This window comes from Methylibium sp. T29-B (genome assembly GCF_000576225.1).
Classification (GTDB): Bacteria; Pseudomonadota; Gammaproteobacteria; order Burkholderiales; family Burkholderiaceae_C; genus Methylibium; species Methylibium petroleiphilum.
Genome location: NZ_AZSN01000071.1, coordinates 1 through 19,891 on the forward strand (window position 1 = coordinate 1; position 19,891 = coordinate 19,891).

Sequence of the window (19,891 nt, forward strand, 5' to 3'; positions counted from 1 at the left end):
CCGGCGTGGCCGCCGCCAGCGCCGCCGCGCCGAACGATGCCGCCGTCGCGGCCGGCCCGCCGACAGATCCCGTGCGCCCGGAAGAACCGATCGACCTCGACGCCATCGCGGCGCAACGCGATCTGTGGATACGCGTGCGGCGCGGCTTTGCGATGCCCGACCTCGACACGCCGCTGGTCCGCGACCGCGAGCAGTGGTACGCCACGCGGCCCGATTACGTGCAGCGCATGACCGAGCGGTCGAGTCGCTACCTGTTCCATGTGGTCGAGGAGATCGAACGGCGCGGCATGCCCACCGAACTGGCCCTGCTGCCGTTCATCGAGAGTGCCTTCAACCCGCAGGCCATGTCGACCGCCAAGGCCTCGGGCATGTGGCAGTTCATCCCGTCGACCGGCAAGCACTTCGATCTGGCGCAGAACGCCTTCCGCGACGACCGGCGCGACGTGCTGGCCTCCACGCGCGCCGCGCTCGACTACCTGCAGAAGCTGCACGGCATGTTCGGCGACTGGCATCTCGCGCTGGCCGCCTACAACTGGGGCGAAGGCAGCGTGGGCCGCGCGATCGCCCGCAACCAGAAACTCGGCCTGCCGACCGACTACCTCAGCCTGAAGATGCCGGACGAGACGCGCTACTACGTGCCCAAGCTGCAGGCCGTGAAGAACCTCATCGCGCGGCCAGAGGCCTTCGGATTGACGCTGCCCGCGATCGAGAACCACCCCTACTTCCTGAGCGTGCCGATCCAGCGCGACATCGACGCAGCCCTGGTGGCCCGTCTGGCCGGCCTGCCGCTCGACGAATTCCACGCGCTGAACCCCTCGCTCAACAAGCCGGTGATCCTGGCCGCCGGCACGCCGCAGGTGCTGCTGCCCTACGACAACGCCAACGAGTTCGTGCGCGCGCTGCCCGGTTACCAGGGCCCGCTGGCCAGCTGGACCGCCTGGGTCGTGCCGACGACGATGAAGCCGGCCGATGCCGCCAAGCGGGTCGGCATGAGCGAAGCCGAACTGCGCGAGGCCAATCGCATCCCGCCGCGCATGCTGGTGCGCGCCGGCTCGACGCTGATGGTGCCCCGGCACCCGCACCGGCACCTCGACGACGTGTCCGAGCGCGTGGCCGACAACGCGACGATGCTGCTCGCCCCTGACGCCCCGGCGCTGCGCCGCACCACCGTGAAGGCGCGCAAGAATGACAGCGTGGCCTCGATCGCCGCACGCTACCGGCTCAGCGCCGCCAGCGTGGCCGACTGGAACAAGGTGGCGGCCGGCGCCCACTTCAAGACCGGCCAGGCGGTGGTGCTCTACCTGCCGGGCAGGGCCGCGACCGCCCGCAAGAGCAGCCCCAGCACGACGGCCAAGGCCCGCGGCAACCGCGCCGCCACGTCAGCCACGGCCCAGCGCAAGTCGGCCGGCAAGTCGGTGGCCGCGCGCCCGACCGCGCAGGGCAAGAGCCGCGTGGCTGCCAACAGCCGCTGAGGCCGGGTCGGGCGCGCGGGCCTCAGTTGCGCGGCGTGAACAGGATCGCGATGTTGACCGCAAGCGCCAGCGTCCAGACCGCCGAACGCAGCATCGCACGATCCGCCAGGTAGCACGCCACGAAGGCGGCGCGCAGTCCCACCCACATCAGTGCCAGCATGCCGATGCGGTCGGCCGGCGCCCCGAGCGTCAGCGCGATCGCCACCGCGCCCACGAAGAACGGCAGGGCCTCGAAGCAGTTGGCCTGCGCCGCGTTCGCGCGCGCCCGGTAGCCGCTCTGCCGCGCCAGCCACTCACGCGGCGCATGGTTGTCGAAGCCCCCTTCGCCGCGCGGCGTGCCGAGGCGCCCTCCCTTGGCGATGCCGGCGCAGACGATGGGCATCAGCGCAGCGGCGAGCACGCTCAGGAGCAGGATCGTCGTCATCGCATCGTCTCCGGTTCGGGTCGACGCCGGCACTGGCCCTAGCGTCGATCGCTCAATGCATGGGCGATGGTGCCCAGGTCCACATACTCGAGTTCGCTGCCGACCGGCACGCCGCGCGCCAGCCGCGTGACGCTCGGGCCTCGGCCCTTCAGGGCCTGGGCGATCACGTGCGCGGTGGCCTCGCCCTCGGCGGTGAAGTTGGTGGCGACGATCAGTTCCTGCACCTCGCCATCGGTGGCACGCGCCAGCAGCTTCTCCAGTCCGATGTCGTGCACCCCGATGCCATCGAGCGGGCTCAGCCGCCCCATCAGCACGAAGTACAGCCCGTGGTAGCTGCCGCTGCGCTCGACCGCTGCCTGATCGGCCGGCGTCTCGACCACGCACAACTGCCGGCGTTCACGCGCCGGATCGAGGCAGGTGCTGCACACCGCGGCCTCGGTGAAGGTGTTGCAACGCTCGCAATGCCGCGCCGTCGCCACGGCCTGCTCCAGCGCCCGCGCGAGCCGCAGCGCGCCCTCGCGATCGTGTTGCAGCAGGTGATAGGCCATGCGCTGCGCCGACTTCACACCCACGCCCGGCAAGCGGCGCAAGGCCTCGGTCAGCGACTCAAGCGTGGACGACGCAGCCATGCCTCAGCGACTCGATCATCAGGAACAGCCCGCGGCAAAGGAATGGCAGCACGCCACCGTCCCACCGAGCGGACGCCGCGGGTCCGGCTCTGCCGGCCCGCCAGCGTCGCCCCTCGAGGGGGAGCGGCGCAGCCGCAACGGGGGGGAGAGCCATCAAAACGGCAGCTTCATGCCCGGCGGCAGCGGCATTCCTGCCGTCAGCTTGCCCATCTTTTCCTCGCTGGTCGCCGCCGCGCGGCGCACCGCGTCGTTGAAGGCCGCTGCCACCAGGTCCTCGAGCATGTCCTTGTCGTCGGCCAGCAGGCTGGGGTCGATGGTGATGCGCTTGACGTCGTGCTTGCAGGTCATCAGCACCTTCACGAGCCCGGCACCCGACTGGCCCTCGACCTCGATCAGCGCCAGTTCGTCCTGTGCCTTCTTCAGGTTGTCCTGCATGGCCTGCGCCTGCTTCATCAGGCCGGCCAGTTGTCCTTTGAGCATGTCGTTCTCCGGTGGTTCGAATGGGTCAGACGGGTTTGATCGACCCCGGCACGATGCGGGCCGTCTTGAACTGCGCCGTGAGCTGCAGCACCAAGGGGTCGTTGTGGATCAGCGCCTCGGCCTCGCGCTGGCGCTGCTCGCGCGCCGCTGCATCGCGCCGTGCCGGCGTGTCGTTCACCACACCGGCCTCGACGTCCAGCACCACCGCGTGACCCAGCGCGGCGGCCAGTGCCGCCTGCAGGCGTTCGGCATGGTTCGGATTGCGCAGGCTCTCTCGCTCGACGCGCAGCCGCAGCCGCGTTTCGCCGGTATCGATGGCCACGCACTCGGCCTGCAGCGCCAGCTCGCGGACCAACGCCGCGATCGCGTTCGCATCGGTCAGCTGGCGCACCAGCGCGGCCCAGCGGTCGCCCAGCGGACCGCGGGTCATCTCGGTCGGCGCAGGACCACCAGCCGCGTCGTCGCGCGCGACGGTCGGTGGTGCGGGGCGCGGTGCCACCGTCGCCGGGGGCTGGGACATTTCTTCCGCCAGCGGGATGTCGTCCTCCCATGGCGGGACGCTGGACGGGCTCTTCGCAATCAGCGGCGCAGGCGGTCGGGTCGGCACGGGGTCCGCCTTGGACGGTGGCGCCACGGCAAGGCTCGCGGTTGCCGGCGAGCGGGCCAGCGGCACGGCAGGTGCCGAGCCACGCACGAGGGCGGTTGCGGCACGCGGCGCCGCTGCGGGCGTAGCCTGGCCCGGCCGCACCACCGTCTCGGTGCGTGCAGCACCCGGTGGCCTGAACGCCAGCATGCGCAGCAGCACCATCACCAGGCCGCTGTATTCGTCAGGCGCCAGCGCCAGCTCGGCGCGGCCGTGCAGCGCGATGCTGTAGAGCAGCTGCGTCTCGTCGGCCGGCAGCAGGCCGGCGCGCTGCACGAGTGCCGCGGTGTCGGGATCGGCGGCGTCCAGCGCATCGGGCAGCACCTGCAGCAACGCGAGCTGCTGCAGCACCACCGCCATCTCCTCCAGCGCACCCTCGGCCGACAGGCCCTCGGCGCGCAGTGCGTCGGCCGTGGCCACCACGCCGGCGCCGTCACCGGCGGCCAGCGCATCGATCAGCGCATAGACATGGCTGCGGCCCACGGCGCCTATCATCTGGCGCACGCCGGCTTCCTGGAGCGTGCCGGCACCGAAGGCGATGGCCTGGTCGGTGAGCGACAGCGCATCGCGCATCGAGCCGTGCGCGCCGCGCGCCAGCAGCCGCAGCGCCCCCGGCTCGGCCGAGATGCCTTCGGCCGCCAGCACCTGCTCCAGGTGCGCGAGCACCGTCTCGGGCGCCATTGGCCGCAGGTTGAACTGCAGGCAGCGCGACAGCACCGTGACCGGTACCTTCTGTGGGTCGGTCGTCGCCAGCACGAACTTCAGGTACTCGGGTGGCTCCTCCAGCGTCTTCAGCATCGCGTTGAACGCGGTACTGGAGAGCATGTGCACCTCGTCGATCATGAAGACCTTGAATCGCCCGACGACCGGCTTGTAGGCCGACTGTTCCAGCAGTTGCGAGATCTCGTCGACGCCGCGGTTCGAGGCCGCGTCGAGCTCGGTGTAGTCGACGAAGCGGCCGGCGTCGATGTCGCGGCAGGCCGGACACACACCGCAGGGCTGCGCGGTGATGCCTCCCTGACCGTCGGGCCCGGTGCAGTTGAGGCTCTTCGCGAGGATGCGCGACACCGTGGTCTTGCCGACGCCGCGCGTGCCGGTGAACAGGTAGGCATGGTGCAGCCGCTGCGAGGTGAGCGCGTTGGCCAGCGCCTGCACCACATGCTCCTGGCCGACCATCTCGCCGAAGTGGCGTGGACGGTACTTGCGGGCCAGGACCAGGGTGCTCATGCCCGGCAGTTTACCGGCCGGGGTGGAAGCCCCCGGCCACAGGGGTGCCGGATAATCGGCGCGAATCCGCGGCCTGCCCGCGCCGCGCCATCCGCTCATCGGGCCCCTGCCCTGCCGACCATGACCACGCCCACCCCCACCCCGCTGAGCTACGAACAGGCCGGCGTCAACTACGACCTGATCGACCCGCTGAAAGTGGCCGCGCAGCGTGCCGCCAAGGACACCGCGAAGAACCTCGCCGCGCACGGTTTCGGCGAAGTGGCGGCGTCGCGTGGCGAGTCGGCCTACGTGGTCGACGTCGGGCCGTTCTACCTGGCCAGCATCGTCGAATGCCTGGGATCCAAGGCCCTGGTGGCCGACGAGATGAAGGCCCTGACCGGCCGCAGCTATTACGCCGGCATCGCGCAGGACACCATCGCGATGGCGATCAATGACCTGATCACCGTCGGCGCGACGCCGCTGGTGGTGCAGGCCTACTGGGCCGCCGGCGGCAGCGAATGGTTCGGCGATGCGCAGCGCGCGCAGGCGCTGGTGGCCGGCTGGAAGCAGGCCTGCGACACCTGCGGCGTGGCCTGGGGCGGCGGCGAGACGCCGGCGCTGGCCGGCATCGTGGAGGCCGGCCGCATCGACCTTGCGGCCTCCTGCACCGGGCTGATCAATCCGAAGTCGCGGCTGTCGGTCGGCGATGCGCTGGCACCGGGCGATGCGATCGTGCTGCTCGCGTCGAGTGGCATCCATGCCAACGGCCTGAGCCTGGCGCGCAAGCTGGTCGAGCGGCTGCCGCAGGGCTACCTCACCGAGGTGGCGCCGGGCCTGAGCTATGGCGAGGCCCTGCTCGCGCCGACCACGCTGTACTCGCCGGTGACCGAGGCGTTGTGGAACGCGCAGATCGTGCCGCATTACAGCGCCAACATCACCGGCCACGGCTGGCGCAAGCTGCTGCGCCACCCGGCCACCCACACCTACCGCATCCACAGCGTACCGCCGGTGCCGCCGGTGCTGCGCTTCATCGCCGAGCATGCCGGCCACGACGCGCGCGAGGCCTACAGCACCCTGAACATGGGTGCCGGCTTCGCGCTGTTCGTGAAGGCTGCCGATGCGCAGCGCACCGTCGAGGTCGCGCACCAGCAGGGCGTTGCCGCCTGGGTCGCGGGCACGGTCGAGGCAGGCCCCAAGCAGTTGCTGATCGAACCGATCGGCGTGCGCTTCGGCGACGACGACCTGCAGCTGCGCTGACGGTCTTTCCCTCGTCGGGTCCGGGACGCGCGACCGGTCGCCTACAATCGTCGGTGACGGGCCTCCCCGCATGGGGGCGCGGCCAACCGGGTCAGGTCGGGAACGAAGCAGCCCTAACCGTTAGCCTCCAGTGCCGGGGTCGGGCTCGTCACCCTTTCCCTTGCACCCCTGGTACGGCGCGCACTCCAGCGTTCGCGCAGAGTTCCGACCCATCGATCGCGTTGTGCGGCCCTCTCCCCTAGATGGCGAGTTCCTCGAAGATCCGGGCCAGGGAAACCATCGAGCGGACGCACATCTTCTTCATGATGTTGTGTCGATGGACTTTGATGGTGACCTCCGCGACACCCAGCCTGGCAGCAATCTGCTTGTTGAGTCCGCCGCCGATCAGCAATGCAAGAACTTCCTTCTCGCGTGGTGTGAGGGTCTCATAGGCCTCTCGAAGCGCCCGCAGTCGATCGGCCTCCAACCTCTCGCCGGCATCTCTTTCGAGGGCCTGTCCGATGGCGTCCAGGAGATCCTGATCGCGAAACGGCTTTGAAAGAAACTCCACCGCCCCCGACTTGATGGCCCGGACCGCCATCGGTATGTCGCCATGTCCCGTGATGAAGATGACGGGAATGGAGTCCAGGCGCTTCTTCAGCTCGTGATGGACATCGATGCCACTGAGGCCTGGCATTCTCACGTCCAGGACGACGCAGGCTGTTGCGGCCGACCGCTGGTATCGAAGGAACTCGGTGGCGGAGGAAAAGGTCTCGACCTGCAGACCAACCGACCGGATCAAGCTGCTCAGGGCCTCTCTCACCGAGAGGTCGTCATCGACGACGTAGACCACCGGGGACGACAGGCCATCCATCATGAAGCCCGGACGACAGGCATGCTGAAGATGCCCAGACATCCATCTTCCCGATCATCAACATGTACGACCGAAAGGGAGCGCTCTGGAAGCGCTGGGCCATCGGTTTCTCCGATTCGGCCTATCACGCGCCTGCGAACCAGGCGGCGGGGATCGCGATCTACACGTCGGCCTCCATGCTCGACGTCCATGCTCGACGTCCAGGCGCAGCATTGCACGACTCTCCAGCTGCGGATGATCAGTGATCCTGCTCTGAGTCCCCCCTCCATCTTTTCGGTGCAGAACTTGCGCGGAGGAGATTGACGCTGCGTGTCGTTTCGAGATGGCACGTTTGCGGCGGAGATCGATTCCGCCGCTTTTTTTGAGGCCGTGAAGGTCTGACAGTGCGGTCGGCCCTCCATCGAATCGAAACCGGCCCATCCGCCTGCTCCTCCTGCCGCGCGATCCGGCGATCGACGTGACATCCGACACGGACGCCCGGCCGGATGCAAGGCCCGAGTAAGTTTGGCTGATATTTCAGCTTCACTTCACTGCTTCACCGGCCGACAAGCCCGTCGATCATCTTTTGGATCGATCGACTGCTGTCAATAAACATTCTTTATGAGGTGGCCTGTGAATCTGACCCCCATGACCGTCCGCACCAAGCTGAGCCTGACCTTCGGTGGACTCTCGGTGCTCGTGCTGTTCGTCGCCGGACTGGCGATGAAATCCCTCGCCGAGGAGCACGACCAGCTCGTCGACTACGTGCACGGCGTCAATGCCCGGGCGCAGGCGGCGGCCGATGTGCGCGCGGCCGTGGATCGCCGCGCCATCGCGGCTCGCAACCTCGTGCTCGTCCGCAAGGCCGAGGACCTGGCCGCGGAACAGAGTTCGGTGGTCGCGGCGCATGAAGCAGTGCAGGCGAACCTCGGGACGCTGAACCAGTTGGTGGCCCGGGCCGCGAACCTGCCGGAGACGGCGCGCAGTCTCGTGGGCGAAATGAACCGCATCGAGGCGGCCTACGGGCCGGTCGCACTGGAGATCGTGAGGCTCGCCGCCGCCGGCCAGCATGACGCGGCCATCGCCCGCATGAATGCCGACTGCCGCCCGCTGCTGGCCGCGCTGGTCAAGGCGTCCGACGACTACCGCGACTACACGCTGAGCCGCGCGGTGCAGCTCACCGAAACGGCCGAGGCCGACTACCTGCTGCACCGCAATCTGCTGATCCTGGGCTGCGTGATCGCCTTCCTGTCGGCCGCCGTGTCGGGCACGCTGATCACGCGCAGCCTGACCCGCGCGCTGGGGGCCGAACCGGATCAACTGGGCACGGTGGCGCAACGCGTCGCCCAGGGCGACCTGAGCCGGGTGGACGGCGCCGCGGCCGCACCGCGCGGCAGCGTGCTGGCCTCGCTCGGCGCCATGCAGGCCAGCCTGGCGGACATCGTGGGCCGGGTGCGCAACAGCAGCGACTGCATCGCCACCGGGTCGGCGCAGATCGCCACCGGCAACGCCGACCTGAGCCAGCGGACCGAGGAACAGGCGAGCAACCTGCAGCAGACAGCCGCCTCCATGGAGGAGCTGACCGCGACGGTGAAGCAGAACGCCGACACGGCACGCCAGGCCACGCAGCTCGCCGGCTCGGCCTCGGGTGCCGCGGCGCACGGCGGCAGCGTGGTGGCCGAGGTGGTGGCCACCATGGGCGCCATCACCGAATCGAGCCGCAAGATCTACGACATCATCGGCGTGATCGACGGCATTGCGTTCCAGACCAACATCCTGGCGCTCAACGCGGCGGTGGAAGCCTCCCGCGCCGGCGAGCAGGGCCGCGGCTTCGCGGTGGTGGCCGGCGAGGTGCGCAACCTGGCACAGCGCAGCGCCGAGGCGGCCAAGGAGATCAAGACCTTGATCGGGGACAGCGTCGAGAAGGTCGGCACCGGCTCGCGGCTGGTTCACGACGCCGGACAGTCGATGAACGAGATCGTGGCCCAGGTCCAGCGCGTGAACGACCTGATCAGCGAGATCAGCGCCGCCAGCGTCGAGCAGAGCGGCGGCATCAGCCAGATCGGCAACGCGGTCAACCAGCTCGATCAGGTCACGCAACAGAACGCCGCGCTGGTGGAGGAAAGTGCGGCGGCGGCCGAGAGCCTGAAGCACCAGGCCGCCGCGCTGGCCGACCTGGTCAGCGTGTTCAGGATCGAAGGCTCAATGCGAACCACGTCCTCCTGATCGACCGCCTGGAGGCCCCCGGTCGGGCTCGTCAGCCTCCTCGCTCCGCACCATGCAGCCTTCAGGGGCTGCCGCCGCGTCAGACCGGCACCAGGAAGTCGCGGCTGATGCCGATGCCCAGGTCGCCCACGCGGTCGAGGAACTGCGTGAGGAAGGCGTGCAGGCCGGTGGCGAGGATCTCGTCGATGCGGCCGAAGCTCAGGTCGGCACGCAGCCGGCCGGCGCGGCGCAGCGTCTCGCCGCTCTGCTCGTTGGCCACCATCTTCAGGTTGCCGACCACCTCGTCCATACAGGCGGCCAGCGAGCGCGGCATGTCGGGCCGCAGGATCAGCAGCTCGGCCACCTTCTCGGGGCGGATCACGTTGCGGTAGACCTTGCGGTAGACCTCGAAGCCGGACACCGAACGCAGGATCGCGCTCCAGTAGTAGAAGTCGACCTCGACCGGCTCACGCTGCTCGCGCACGCCGAAGAACTCGGACTGCGCGCCATGGAACTTCACGTCGAGCAGCCGCGCGGTGTTGTCGGCTCGTTCGAGGAAGGTGCCGATGCGCAGGAAGTGGAAGCTCTCGTCCTGCAGCATCGTGCCCAGCGTCACACCGCGCGACAGGTGCGAGCGGAACTTCACCCACTCGAAGAAATCGGCCGGGTCGCGCCGGAAGCTGCCGTTGGCGATCAGGCGCTTGAACTCCAGCCAGGTGGTGTTGGCGGTCTCCCAGACCTCGGTGGTCAGCGTGCCGCGCACGGCACGGGCGTTCTCGCGCGCCGCGCGCAGGCAGGAGTGGATGCTCGACGGATTGGACTCGTCGCACACCATGAACTCCATGACATCGTGCGGATTCAGGCTGTCGTGCAGGCGGTGGTAGTCGTGCGTCAGCTCGCTGATGCTGAGCAGGCCGCGCCAGCCCTGCTCGGTGGCCTCGCTGGACTGCGGCAGCAGAGAGGTCTGGTAGTTCACGTCGAGCATGCGGGCGGTGTTCTCCGCGCGCTCGGTGTAGCGAGCCATCCAGAAGAGGTGGTCTGCGGTTCTTGACAACATGGTCGTGTCTCCTCAGGCCCGGCTCACGCTTCGAGCATCCAGGTGTCCTTGGTCCCGCCGCCCTGCGACGAGTTGACCACCAGGGACCCTTCCTTCAACGCCACCCGCGTCAGGCCGCCCGGGACCATCTGCACCGTCTTGCCCGAGAGCACGAAGGGCCGCAGGTCGATGTGGCGCGGCGCGATGCCGCTCTCCACGAAGGTGGGGCAGGTCGACAGTGCGAGCGTGGGCTGCGCGATGTAGTTGCTCGGGTTCGCGACCAGCTGCGTGCGGAACTCCTCGATCTCCGCCTTGCTGGCGGCCGGGCCGACCAGCATGCCGTAGCCGCCGGCGCCGTGCACTTCCTTCACGACCAGTTCGCCCAGGTGGGCCAGCACGTACTGCAGGTCCTCGCTCTCGCGGCACAGGTAGGTCGGCACGTTGTTCAGGATCGGCTTCTCGCCGAGGTAGAACTCGATCATCTTCGGCACGTAGGGGTAGATCGACTTGTCGTCCGCCACGCCGGTACCGATGGCGTTGCACAGGTTCACGTTGCCGGCGCGGTAGACCGACAGCAGGCCGGCACAGCCGATCGTCGAGTCGGCGCGGAAGGCCTTGGGGTCGAGGAAGTCGTCGTCGATGCGGCGGTAGATCACGTCGACGCGGCGCGGCCCCTGGGTCGTGCGCATGTACAGGTAGTTGTCCTTGACGAACAGGTCCTGCCCCTCGACCAGCTCCACGCCCATCTGCTGCGCCAGGAAGGCGTGCTCGAAGTAGGCCGAGTTGTACATGCCCGGGGTCATGACCACCACGGTCGGCTCGGCCACGCCGGGCGGCGCCACGGCGCGCAGGGTGTCGAGCAGCAGGTCGGGATAGTGAGCGACCGGCGCCACGCGGTGGCTGCTGAACAGCTCGGGGAACAGCCGCATCATCATCTTGCGGTTCTCGAGCATGTAGCTCACGCCGCTGGGCACGCGCAGGTTGTCCTCGAGCACGTAGTAGTTGCCCGAGCCGTCTGGGTTGGCAGCCCGCACGATGTCGATGCCGGCGATCTGCGAGTAGACGTTGCCCGGCACGTCCACACCCATCATCTCGGGGCGGAACTGTGCGTTCTTGAAGACCTGCTCGCCCGGCACGATGCCGGCCTTGATGATCTCCTGGTCGTGGTAGACGTCGTGGATGAAGCGGTTGAGCGCGTTGACGCGCTGCCTCAGGCCCTTCTCCATTTCGCGCCATTCCTGCGCGGGAATGATGCGCGGGATCAAGTCGAAGGGGATCAGCCGCTCGGTGCCGGAGCCGTCCTCGTCCTTGGCACCGTAGACCGCGAAGGTGATGCCGACGCGGCGGAAGATCATCTCCGCCTCGTCGCGGTGCCCCTTCATGGACTCGTGCGGTTGCTGGGCCAGCCAGCGCTCGTAGCCGGCGTAGTGCTCGCGCACCTTGTCGCCGCTGGCATGCATCTCGTCGTAGAACTTCTTCATCGTGTCTCCCACTTTGAGACTGGAGCTAGCAGAGATTGTGCCAAGCAGCCATCCCGGTCCGTCGCGAACCGATCATGCCGCAGGCACCACGCGCGTCCCCACGCGCACGTCGAGCTGGTGGCGGCCGCCACCACGGATCACGCCGCACAGCGGCGTCACGTCGGCATAGTCGCGCCCCAGTGCGAGGCGCACATGGGTCAGACCGGCCTCGCAGTCGTTGGTGGGGTCGAGTTCCAGCCAATCGGCCGAGCCGTCCTCGCGCGGCACCGCCACCGCCACCCAGGCATGCGAGGCATCGGCACCCTGCAGTACCGGCTGGCCCGGCGGCGGCTCGGTCAGCAGATAGCCGCTGACATAGCGGGCCGACAAGCCCAGCGCCCGCAGGCTGCCGATCATCACGTGGGCGAAGTCCTGGCACACGCCACGCCGCTGCTCGAAGGCCTGCAGCACCGGGGTGCCGACCTCGGTGCTGTGCGGCGCATAGGTGAAATCGGCGTGCAACCGGTGCATCAGCTCGGTGGCCGCCTCGTCGATGCCGCGGCCCGGCGGGAAGGACGGCAGGGCCCAGTCGCGCAGCGCCGCGTGGTGCGGCACCAGCGTGGACGGGAAGGTGAACTCGACCGCCGCGTCCAGCGGGCGGCCCGACTCGTAGCGCCAGTGGGCGCGGCAGGCCTCCCAGGGCAACGCCGCGGCGTCGGAGCGAGCGGGCGCGTGGGCACGCACGCGGCTGGTGGCGCAGACCCGCAGGTGCTGGTGTGAAACCGTCAGCGTGAACACGCGGCGGCTGTTGCCGTAGACGTCGCGGTCGTCGTGCTGCTGCGCCGGCGCCGGCTCGATCTCCATCTCGAAGCCCAGCAGTTGTTGTGCGGCATCGTCACGCGGCCGCAGCACGGCAATGTGCTGCGCCAGCTCGACCGGGCTGGAGTAGCGGTACTCGGTGACGTGCACGACCTCCAGCTCGACCGGCCCGTGCACGGCGTCGGCCGGGCGCGGCAGAGGCGCCGACGGCTCAGACCGAAAGATGCTGTTCATGCAGGCCAGCGAGCGCGAAATAGCGCCGCCCCACGTCATCGGAGAGCCGCGCGCCGGCATCGGCCAGGCGGTCGGCGAGTGCTACCACCAGCTCGTCGTCGACCACCGCTTCCTGCCCCGGCCCGGCCTTGCGACACAGATCAACCAGCGTCGTGCCGACGCCGAACGGCGGCAGCAGGCCCAGCATCTCCTCCACCGAGCCCGCGCTGCCGGGCAGCTTGGCCAGCTCGGTGCGCAGGCGGCGCAGCACGCAGCCCAACGCGCGGGGGTTGGCCGGGTCGATGACCAGCAGGTCGAGCAGCGCCAGCGCCTCCTGGCGGCCCGGATAGCGTGCGCGGTAGGTCAGGCTGCTGTCGAACAGGTCGAGCAGCAGGTCGAAGCCATGCGCGCTGTGCACCGCACCGTCCTCGAAGAAGCAGCGCAGCGTGCCGCTCATCGTGATCAGGCGCTCGGCCTGGCGGCCGATCGTCAGCAGGCGCCAGCCGTCGTCGCGCGTCATGCGGTCGCTCTGCGCGCCGGTGACCGCAGCGAGCTGACTCGCCAGGTGCTCGAGCGCACCGCGCATCGCGTCGGTGGCGAGCCCGGGCACGGCCGGGATCGCTCGCTCGTTCTCGCCTTCGTTGTCGTCGGTGCCGGCGGGTGCCGGCGTCAGCGCCCGCGTGAGCCGGGCGTGGAAGTCTTCGACCATCGAGCGGACCAGGCGCCCGTGCTCGGTCGACAGGCGCTCGCGCAAGGACCCAGCCACGCGGTCGAGCGCCGCCAGGTTGTAGGCGATGCTGTGGTGGTCTTCAGGATCGGCCAGCGCGGCCACCACCGAGCGCTCGAACACCCGCGGCGACTGCGTCAGTGACGGCACACCGGTCGGTCCCAGGCCGCTGCGTTGCGTCAGCTCGGAAATGGCGTCGAGCACCGCCGACGGCGTGTCGTCATCGTCCTCGACCAGCGCCGCGGTGGCCAGCGCCAGACGCACCAGTTGCTCGGTGCGCTCGGTGTATCGACCCATCCAGAACAGGTTCTCGGCGGTGCGGCTCGACACCGGCCGCTGGTGCACCGCGATCTCCTCCGGCCGCAGGCGCTGCGGAAGCATCGAGTAGGTATCGACCGCGCCCTCGCGCAGCACCCAGGTGTCGAGGCTGGCGCCGCCGTGCTGCATCGACACGATGTGCGGATCGCGCGCGGCGATGCGCGTCATGCCGCCGGGCAGCACGCGGTAGCCGCCGCGGCCGTCGGCGATGGCATAGACACGCAGCATCGCCGTGCGTGGCAGGAACGCGCCCGACTCCCACCACGGCGTCTGCGAGAACGGCAGGTAGCGCTGCAGCGTGTAGGCATCGGGTTCGGCGTCGATGCGCGCGCGCCATTGCTCGTGCGCAGCCGACGGCAGCGTGCCGCCGATCTGCGGCTCGAAGCTGCGGCTTCGCACGCCCTGGTAGGTGGGCCGGATCACGCGCGCCGCCAGCTCGCCGCGGGTGGCCTGCCAGGCGGCGTCCTCGCCGCACCACCAGCTCGCGAGCGCCGGCAGTGCCAGTGGCTCGCCGAGCAGGCGCCGCGAGATCGCCGGCATGAAGCCCAGCACGCCCGGCGACTCGACGAAGCCGGTCCCCAGCGCATTGGCCATCACCAACCGGCCGGCACGCAGCACCTGCAGCAGGCCCGGCACACCCAGGGCGGAATCGGCGCGCAGCTCCAGCGGATCGCACCAGATGTCGTCCAGCCGCCGCAGCAGGCCGTGCACCGGCTCCAGGCCCTGCACGGTCTTCAGGTAGAGGCGGTCGTCGCGCACTGTCAGGTCGCCGCCCTCGACCAGCGGCAGGCCGAGGTAGCGGGCCAGGTAGGCCTGCTCGAAATAGGTCTCGTTGTAGGGCCCCGGCGTCAGCAGCGCGAGCCGCGGCGTGGCGCCGCCGTCGGCCGCGGCGATCACCGAGGCCGGGCCGAGCAGCGAGTCGAGCAGGCTGCGGTAGCTGGAGGCGATGTGCTCGACGCGCAGCTCGCGGAAGGCCTCGGGGAACTGGCGCGACACGATCAGCCGGTTCTCCAGCACATAGCCCAGCCCGGACGGCGCCTGGCTGCGTTGCGACACCACCGACCACTCACCACCGGGCCCTCGCGCGATGTCGAAGGCCAGCACATGCAGCCTCACATCACCGGCCGGCACGACGCCGTGCAGCGGGCGCAGGTAGCTCGGGTGACCGAGCACCAGCGCCGGCGGCAGCAGGCCCTCGTGCAGCAGGCGCTGCGGGCCATAGCAGTCGGCCAGCATGGCCTCGAGCAGGCGGGCGCGCTGGGCGATGCCGGCTTCGATCACCTGCCAGTCGGCCGGCTCGATCAGCAGTGGCAGCACACCCAGCGACCAGGGCCGCTTGATGCTCTCGCCGCCGACACCGGCCGGCTGGTGGACGTTGTAGGTGACGCCGTTGCGGTGGATCTGCTGCGCGATCTGGCCGGCGCGCCGGTCCAGGCCGCTCAGTCCATCGGCGCCCAGCAGCTCGAAGAAACGCTGCCAGCGATCGCGCAGCGCCTGTCCAGTGTCCTGCAGAAGCTCGTCGTAGTGGCCCGGGTCGGCCCGCCGCGCGGCATGCAGCACGCCGTGCAGCACCGCATCGGAATGCCAGCCGCCGGAAGCGTCGAATTCGAGCGAAGACTGCTGCACGGCGGCGGGATCGAGACTCAGAGGTGGCGCAGATCGAGGGTGAAGGGGAACTCGCGACTCGGTTGGGCCGGCTGGACCTTCATCTTGCCCGGCGTGTGGCCGAGCTTGAAGAAGCGCGCCAGCCGTCGGCTTTCGGCCTCGTAGGCGTTGACCGGGAAGCTGTCATGGTTGCGACCACCGGGGTGCGCCACATGATAGCGGCAGCCCCCGATCGAACGGCTCATCCAGGTGTCGACGATGTCGAAGGTGAGCGGCGCATGGCCGGGAATGGTGGGGTGCAGCGCGGACGGCGGCGCCCAGGCCTTGTAGCGCACCCCGGCCACGAACTCGCCGACCCGTCCGGTGGGCTGCAGCGGCAGCGACCAGCCGTTGACAGTGACGACGTGTCGGTTGCCGTTGAGGCCGGTGGCCTTGACCTCCACGCGCTCCAGCACGAATCGACATAGCGCACGGTGCCCCCGGGTGCGCCCTCCTCGCCCATCACGTGCCAGGGCTCGAGCGCGGTCCGCACCGTCAGCTCGATGCCGGCCACCGTGACCTCGCCGATGATCGGGAAGCGGAACTCGAAGTGCGGCGCGAACCAGGCCGGATCGAACGCGAAGCCGTCCTGGCGCAGTTCGGCCAGCACGTCGGCGAAATCCATCTGCACGAAGGTTGGCAGCAGGAAGCGATCGTGCAGCTCGGTGCCCCAGCGCGTGAGCCGCGTGGTGGTGCCGCCGGTGTAGGGCGTGTGCCAGAAGCGCGCGATCATCGCGCGCAGCAGCAACTGCTGCACGAGGCTCATGCGCGCATGCGGCGGCATCTCGAAGGCGCGCAGCTCCAGCAGTCCGAGGCGGCCGGTGGGGCCGTCCGGCGAGTACATCTTGTCGATGCAGAACTCGGCGCGGTGGGTGTTGCCGGTGACGTCGATCAGGATGTTGCGCAGGGTCCGGTCGACCATCCACGGCGGCACCTGCCCGAAGCGGGAGGTCTGGTTCTCGATCTCCTTCAGCGCGATCTCGAGCTCGAACACCTGGTCGTTGCGCGCCTCGTCGATGCGCGGCGCCTGGCTGGTCGGCCCGATGAACATGCCCGAGAACAGGTAGCTCAGGCTGGGGTGGTTGTGCCAATAGGCCAGCAGGCTGGCCAGCAGGTCGGGCCGCCGCAGGAAGGGGCTGTCGCCCGGCGTCGCCCCGCCCAGCACGAAGTGGTTGCCGCCGCCGGTGCCGGTGTGGCGGCCGTCGAGCATGAACTTCTCGGTCGACAGGCGCGTCTCGTGCGCCGCCTCGTACAGGAATTCGGTGTGATCGACCAGTTGCTCCCAGCTGGACGCCGGGTGGATGTTGACCTCGATCACGCCGGGATCGGGCGTCACCTGCAGCATCTTCAGCCGCGCGTCGCGCGGCGGCGGATAGCCTTCGAGCACGAGCTTGATGCCCAGCGCCGCCGCCGTGGCCTCCACCGCGGCCAGCAGGTCGAGGTAGTCGTCCAGCAGTTCCAACGGCGGCATGAAGACGTAGAGGATGCCGCCCCGCACCTCGACGCACATCGCGGTGCGCGTGATCCACGCAGCCGACTCGAAGCGCGCCGGCGCATGCGTCAGACCGCGGCGGGCCATGGCAGTGCGCGGCGAACTGCTCGCACCCGCGCCGAGACCAGCACCCGCACCGGCCGGCTGCCCAGCACCCGGTGCACCGCCCAGGCCGCCGGCATCACCCATCGCTGTCCCGGACCGCGCTGAAGCGCCGCCATCGCCTGTGGCGCCGCCGCCCTCCGATCCGGACGCATCGGCGTCGGGCCCACGGAAGGCATGCTCGCCGTATTGCGCCCGCAGCGCAGCCACCGAGCGCAGGCGTGCGGCCGGTGCGAAGGGGTCGGCATCGATCAGATAGGGGTAGTCGCCCTTCGTGACCCAGGGCAGCGAATCGAGTGGCAACCGATAGCCCATCGGCGAATCGCCCGGCATCAGGTACATGCGCTCGTCGCGGAAGAACCAAGGGCCGGTGGTCCAGCTCGGTCCGGCCAGACCGGGCGCGCCCGGTTCGCGCTTGATCGGCAGCATGTAGCCAACGACCTTGGTCAGCCCCTGGTCGAACACCTTGCGCAAGCGGGCACGCTCCAGTTCGTCGTCGAGCCGCGCATCGAAGGGGTCGACGTTGACCGGCAGGCGGCGCTCGCGCCACAGGTAGTACCAGGTGTCCTCGTAGCCGGCCTGGATGTAGTCGGTGGCGAGGCCCAGCTTGCGCGCCAGCAGCTCGATGAAAGCCTTGGACTCGACCTCGCTGTAGCCGGTGGGCTGGCGCTCGTCGGCGAACAGCGTCGGGTCGATCCAGCACGGTTCGCCGTCGGCGCGCCAGAAGATGCTGAGCGCCCAGCGCGGCAACTGCTCGCCCGGGTACCACTTGCCCTGGCCGAAGTGCAGGAAACCGCCCTCGCCATAGCGCGCGCGCAGGCGCTGCACCAACTCGTTGGCAAAGCCGCGTTTCGTCGGGCCGAGCGCGGCGGTGTTCCACTCGGCACCCTCACGGTCGTAGACCGACACGAAGGTCGGCTCGCCGCCCTGCGTGAGCCGCACGTCCTGCGCCTTCAGTTGCTGGTCGACCTGCTCGCCGAGCGACAGCACCTCGCCCCACTGCGCCTCGGTGTAGGGCTTGGTGACGCGCGGCGATTCGTGGATGCGGGTGACGCTCATCGAGTGGGTGAACACCACCTCGCTCTCGTCGACGCCGCCCTCCACCGGCGCCGCGCTCGACGGCTCGGGCGTGCAGGCCACCGGGATGTGGCCCTCGCCGGCCATCAGGCCCGACGTGGGATCGAGGCCGATCCAGCCGGCCCCCGGCAGGTAGACCTCGCACCAGGCATGCAGATCGGTGAAGTCGGCCTCGGCGCCGCTGGGGCCATCAAGGGCCTTCACGTCGGGCTTGAGCTGGATCAGGTAGCCCGACACGAAGCGCGCCGCCAGGCCCATGTGGCGCAGCGCCTGCACCATCAGCCAGCCGGTGTCGCGGCAAGAGCCGGAGCGGTTTTCCAGCGTCTGCTCGGGCGTCTGCACGCCGGGCTCCATGCGGATCAGGTAGCTGATGTCGCTCTGCAGGCGCTGGTTCAGGCCGACCAGGAAGTCGATGGTGCGCTGGGTCTTGCGCGGCACGCTGTCGACGAAGGCCTTGAAGAGCGGCGTCAGTTCGCCGGCCGCCAGGTAGGGCGCGAGCTCGCGCTTGAGGCCCTCTTCGTAGCTGAAGGGAAAGTTCTCGGCGCTGGGTTCGAGGAAGAAGTCGAAGGGGTTGTAGACCGACATCTCGGCGACGAGATCGACGGTGATCTTGAACTCGGTGGTCTTTTGGGGGAACACCAGGCGCGCGAGGTAGTTCGCGAACGGATCCTGCTGCCAGTTGACGAAATGATCGACGGGCTCGACCCGCAGCGAGTAGCTGAGGATGGGCGTGCGGCAATGCGGCGCCGGGCGCAGGCGGACCACCTGGGGGCCGAGCGCAACGCGCCGGTCATAGCGGTAGTGCGTGACGTGGTTCAGCGCGACATGAATCGACAAGAGACTCTCCTTCGGGGCGGGCAGTGCGTGCCGGTGTCAGTCGGTCGATTCCGGCCCGACAGGGTTAGCAACTTCCACGCCATTGTGCGTGCTGTCTGCGTCGGGATGATGCCAATAGCGCCGGCCCCGTGGGCGCCAGCAGGCGGCGCCCGCCGGGCCGTAGTGCCAGGCGCCGCAGCGCGGGCTGTCCACCACCGAGATGCCTCGTTCGGCATAGCGCGCCAGCACCTCCATCGCCGGATGGCCGAAGCGGTTGCGATAGCCGGCCTGCACGACCGCCACGCGTGGCGCCACGGCGTCGAGGAAGGCGGCGCTGGACGAGGTCTTGCTGCCGTGGTGAGGCACCAGCAGCACCTCGCTCGCCAGCAACCCGCCATGCTGGGCCACCAGGCGCGCCTCCTGCTCGCGCTCCAGGTCGCCGGTGAGCAGTGCCGTGTGCGCCTGCCCGCTCCAGCGGCCGCCGATCCGCAGCACGCAGCTCAGGGTGTTGGGCCGGGGCTTCACCTGATCCGCCGATGCCAGCGCCTCGGCGGTCGGGTGCAGCAGCTCGAACTGCACGCCGTCCCAGGTCCACCGACGGCCCGCCACGCAGGGCTCGCGATCGACCCCCAGCGTGCCGGCCAGCGCCAGCAGGCCGTGGCTCGCCTCGAGCGAACTCGCCAGGCGCGTTACCGGCAGGCCGCGCAGCACGGCGCCGGCGCCGCCCACGTGGTCGCTGTCGCGGTGACTCAACATGAGCAGGTCGAGGCGCTCCTCGCCGAGCGAGCGCAGCAGCGGCAGCAGCACCCGCCCGCCGGCATCGGACTCGCGCGAGTACTGCGGCCCGGTGTCGTAGAGCAGCGTGTGGCGCGCGGTGCGCAACAGCACCGACGTGCCCTGGCCGACGTCGATCACCGTCATGTCGTAGGCGCCCTCCGCCGGCCGCGGCACAGCGGGCGCGAGCAGGGGCAGCAACAGCGGCAGGCCGAGCGCGCGCCACGTCCAGGGCAGCGGCAGCAGGGCGAGCGCGGCGCCGAGC

Annotated in this window: 14 protein-coding genes, 1 other RNA gene and 1 pseudogene; 5 read left to right on the forward strand and 11 right to left on the reverse strand. The window is 69.6% G+C overall.

Going from position 1 to position 19,891, the window contains the following annotated elements; translation table 11 throughout:
- Positions 1 to 1,472, forward strand: a 1,472-nt coding sequence (locus Y694_RS12505) for a transglycosylase SLT domain-containing protein (protein ID WP_036232916.1), incomplete at its 5' end; no start/stop codon positions are given.
- 22 nt (positions 1,473 to 1,494) lie between these two features.
- Here Y694_RS12505 and Y694_RS12510 read toward each other — a convergent pair.
- The 4 genes from Y694_RS12510 to dnaX all read right to left on the reverse strand — a co-directional run bounded on the left by Y694_RS12510 (position 1,495) and on the right by dnaX (position 4,875).
- Positions 1,495 to 1,896: an MAPEG family protein gene (locus Y694_RS12510; protein ID WP_036232919.1), complete on the reverse strand. Its 402-nt coding sequence runs from the start codon at positions 1,894 to 1,896 to the stop codon at positions 1,495 to 1,497.
- A gap of 38 nt (positions 1,897 to 1,934) precedes the next feature.
- Positions 1,935 to 2,525: a recombination mediator RecR gene (recR, locus tag Y694_RS12515; RefSeq protein ID WP_036232922.1), complete on the reverse strand. Its 591-nt coding sequence runs from the start codon at positions 2,523 to 2,525 to the stop codon at positions 1,935 to 1,937.
- A gap of 153 nt (positions 2,526 to 2,678) precedes the next feature.
- Positions 2,679 to 3,005, reverse strand: a complete 327-nt coding sequence (locus tag Y694_RS12520) for a YbaB/EbfC family nucleoid-associated protein (RefSeq protein WP_011830121.1) — start codon at positions 3,003 to 3,005, stop codon at positions 2,679 to 2,681.
- A gap of 25 nt (positions 3,006 to 3,030) precedes the next feature.
- Positions 3,031 to 4,875: a DNA polymerase III subunit gamma/tau gene (dnaX, locus tag Y694_RS12525; protein ID WP_011830122.1), complete on the reverse strand. Its 1,845-nt coding sequence runs from the start codon at positions 4,873 to 4,875 to the stop codon at positions 3,031 to 3,033.
- 120 nt (positions 4,876 to 4,995) lie between these two features.
- Here dnaX and Y694_RS12530 point away from each other — a divergent pair, with 120 nt between their 5' ends.
- On the forward strand, positions 4,996 to 6,111 hold the full coding sequence (locus tag Y694_RS12530) for an AIR synthase-related protein (RefSeq protein ID WP_036232925.1): 1,116 nt from the start codon (positions 4,996 to 4,998) through the stop codon (positions 6,109 to 6,111).
- A gap of 55 nt (positions 6,112 to 6,166) precedes the next feature.
- Positions 6,167 to 6,264: signal recognition particle sRNA small type (gene ffs, locus Y694_RS23455), an RNA gene on the forward strand.
- A gap of 85 nt (positions 6,265 to 6,349) precedes the next feature.
- Here ffs and Y694_RS12535 read toward each other — a convergent pair.
- A complete protein-coding gene (locus Y694_RS12535; RefSeq protein ID WP_310732237.1) occupies positions 6,350 to 6,943 on the reverse strand; it encodes a response regulator in 594 nt (197 codons plus the stop codon).
- An 83-nt stretch (positions 6,944 to 7,026) separates the two neighbouring features.
- Between Y694_RS12535 and Y694_RS24295 the strand changes: the two genes are divergently transcribed.
- Together Y694_RS24295 and Y694_RS12540 are read left to right on the forward strand one after the other, a co-directional pair.
- A complete protein-coding gene (locus tag Y694_RS24295; protein WP_152543469.1) occupies positions 7,027 to 7,209 on the forward strand; it encodes a hypothetical protein in 183 nt (60 codons plus the stop codon).
- Between the two features lie 367 nt (positions 7,210 to 7,576).
- Positions 7,577 to 9,169 (forward strand): methyl-accepting chemotaxis protein, encoded by a 1,593-nt coding sequence (locus Y694_RS12540; RefSeq protein WP_310732238.1) that lies wholly within the window; start codon positions 7,577 to 7,579, stop codon positions 9,167 to 9,169.
- 79 nt (positions 9,170 to 9,248) lie between these two features.
- Here Y694_RS12540 and Y694_RS12545 read toward each other — a convergent pair whose 3' ends face one another.
- From Y694_RS12545 to Y694_RS12570, 6 genes and pseudogenes are all read right to left on the reverse strand, one after another.
- On the reverse strand, positions 9,249 to 10,205 hold the full coding sequence (locus tag Y694_RS12545) for an alpha-E domain-containing protein (RefSeq protein ID WP_036232927.1): 957 nt from the start codon (positions 10,203 to 10,205) through the stop codon (positions 9,249 to 9,251).
- A 23-nt stretch (positions 10,206 to 10,228) separates the two neighbouring features.
- Complete coding sequence (locus tag Y694_RS12550; RefSeq protein ID WP_011830135.1) at positions 10,229 to 11,665, reverse strand: circularly permuted type 2 ATP-grasp protein; 1,437 nt, start codon at positions 11,663 to 11,665, stop codon at positions 10,229 to 10,231.
- 72 nt (positions 11,666 to 11,737) lie between these two features.
- Positions 11,738 to 12,697 carry a transglutaminase family protein gene (locus tag Y694_RS12555; RefSeq protein WP_081782235.1) on the reverse strand — a complete coding sequence of 320 codons (960 nt, stop codon included), beginning with the start codon at positions 12,695 to 12,697 and terminating at the stop codon, positions 11,738 to 11,740.
- Positions 12,675 to 15,347, reverse strand: coding sequence for a circularly permuted type 2 ATP-grasp protein (locus Y694_RS12560; RefSeq protein ID WP_036232930.1), 2,673 nt, complete (start codon positions 15,345 to 15,347; stop codon positions 12,675 to 12,677). The genes Y694_RS12555 and Y694_RS12560 overlap by 23 nt, the downstream gene beginning before the upstream one ends.
- A 17-nt stretch (positions 15,348 to 15,364) precedes the next feature.
- Positions 15,365 to 18,873: pseudogene (locus tag Y694_RS12565) on the reverse strand (DUF2126 domain-containing protein).
- Positions 18,874 to 18,909: 36 nt separating this feature from the next.
- Positions 18,910 to 19,891 (reverse strand): ComEC/Rec2 family competence protein (locus Y694_RS12570; RefSeq protein WP_036232934.1); only part of this gene is annotated, 982 nt, incomplete at its 5' end.

Excerpts from the sequence above, each read along its gene's own strand:
- Y694_RS12510 (WP_036232919.1), bottom strand. The coding sequence starts at position 1,896 with ATGACGACGATCCTGCTCCTGAGCGTGCTCGCCGCTGCGCTGATGCCC.
- recR (WP_036232922.1), bottom strand. The coding sequence starts at position 2,525 with ATGGCTGCGTCGTCCACGCTTGAGTCGCTGACCGAGGCCTTGCGCCGC.
- Y694_RS12520 (WP_011830121.1), bottom strand. The coding sequence starts at position 3,005 with ATGCTCAAAGGACAACTGGCCGGCCTGATGAAGCAGGCGCAGGCCATG.
- dnaX (WP_011830122.1), bottom strand. The coding sequence starts at position 4,875 with ATGAGCACCCTGGTCCTGGCCCGCAAGTACCGTCCACGCCACTTCGGC.
- Y694_RS12530 (WP_036232925.1), top strand. The coding sequence starts at position 4,996 with ATGACCACGCCCACCCCCACCCCGCTGAGCTACGAACAGGCCGGCGTC.
- Y694_RS24295 (WP_152543469.1), top strand. The coding sequence starts at position 7,027 with ATGTACGACCGAAAGGGAGCGCTCTGGAAGCGCTGGGCCATCGGTTTC.
- Y694_RS12545 (WP_036232927.1), bottom strand. The coding sequence starts at position 10,205 with ATGTTGTCAAGAACCGCAGACCACCTCTTCTGGATGGCTCGCTACACC.
- Y694_RS12550 (WP_011830135.1), bottom strand. The coding sequence starts at position 11,665 with ATGAAGAAGTTCTACGACGAGATGCATGCCAGCGGCGACAAGGTGCGC.
- Y694_RS12555 (WP_081782235.1), bottom strand. The coding sequence starts at position 12,697 with ATGAACAGCATCTTTCGGTCTGAGCCGTCGGCGCCTCTGCCGCGCCCG.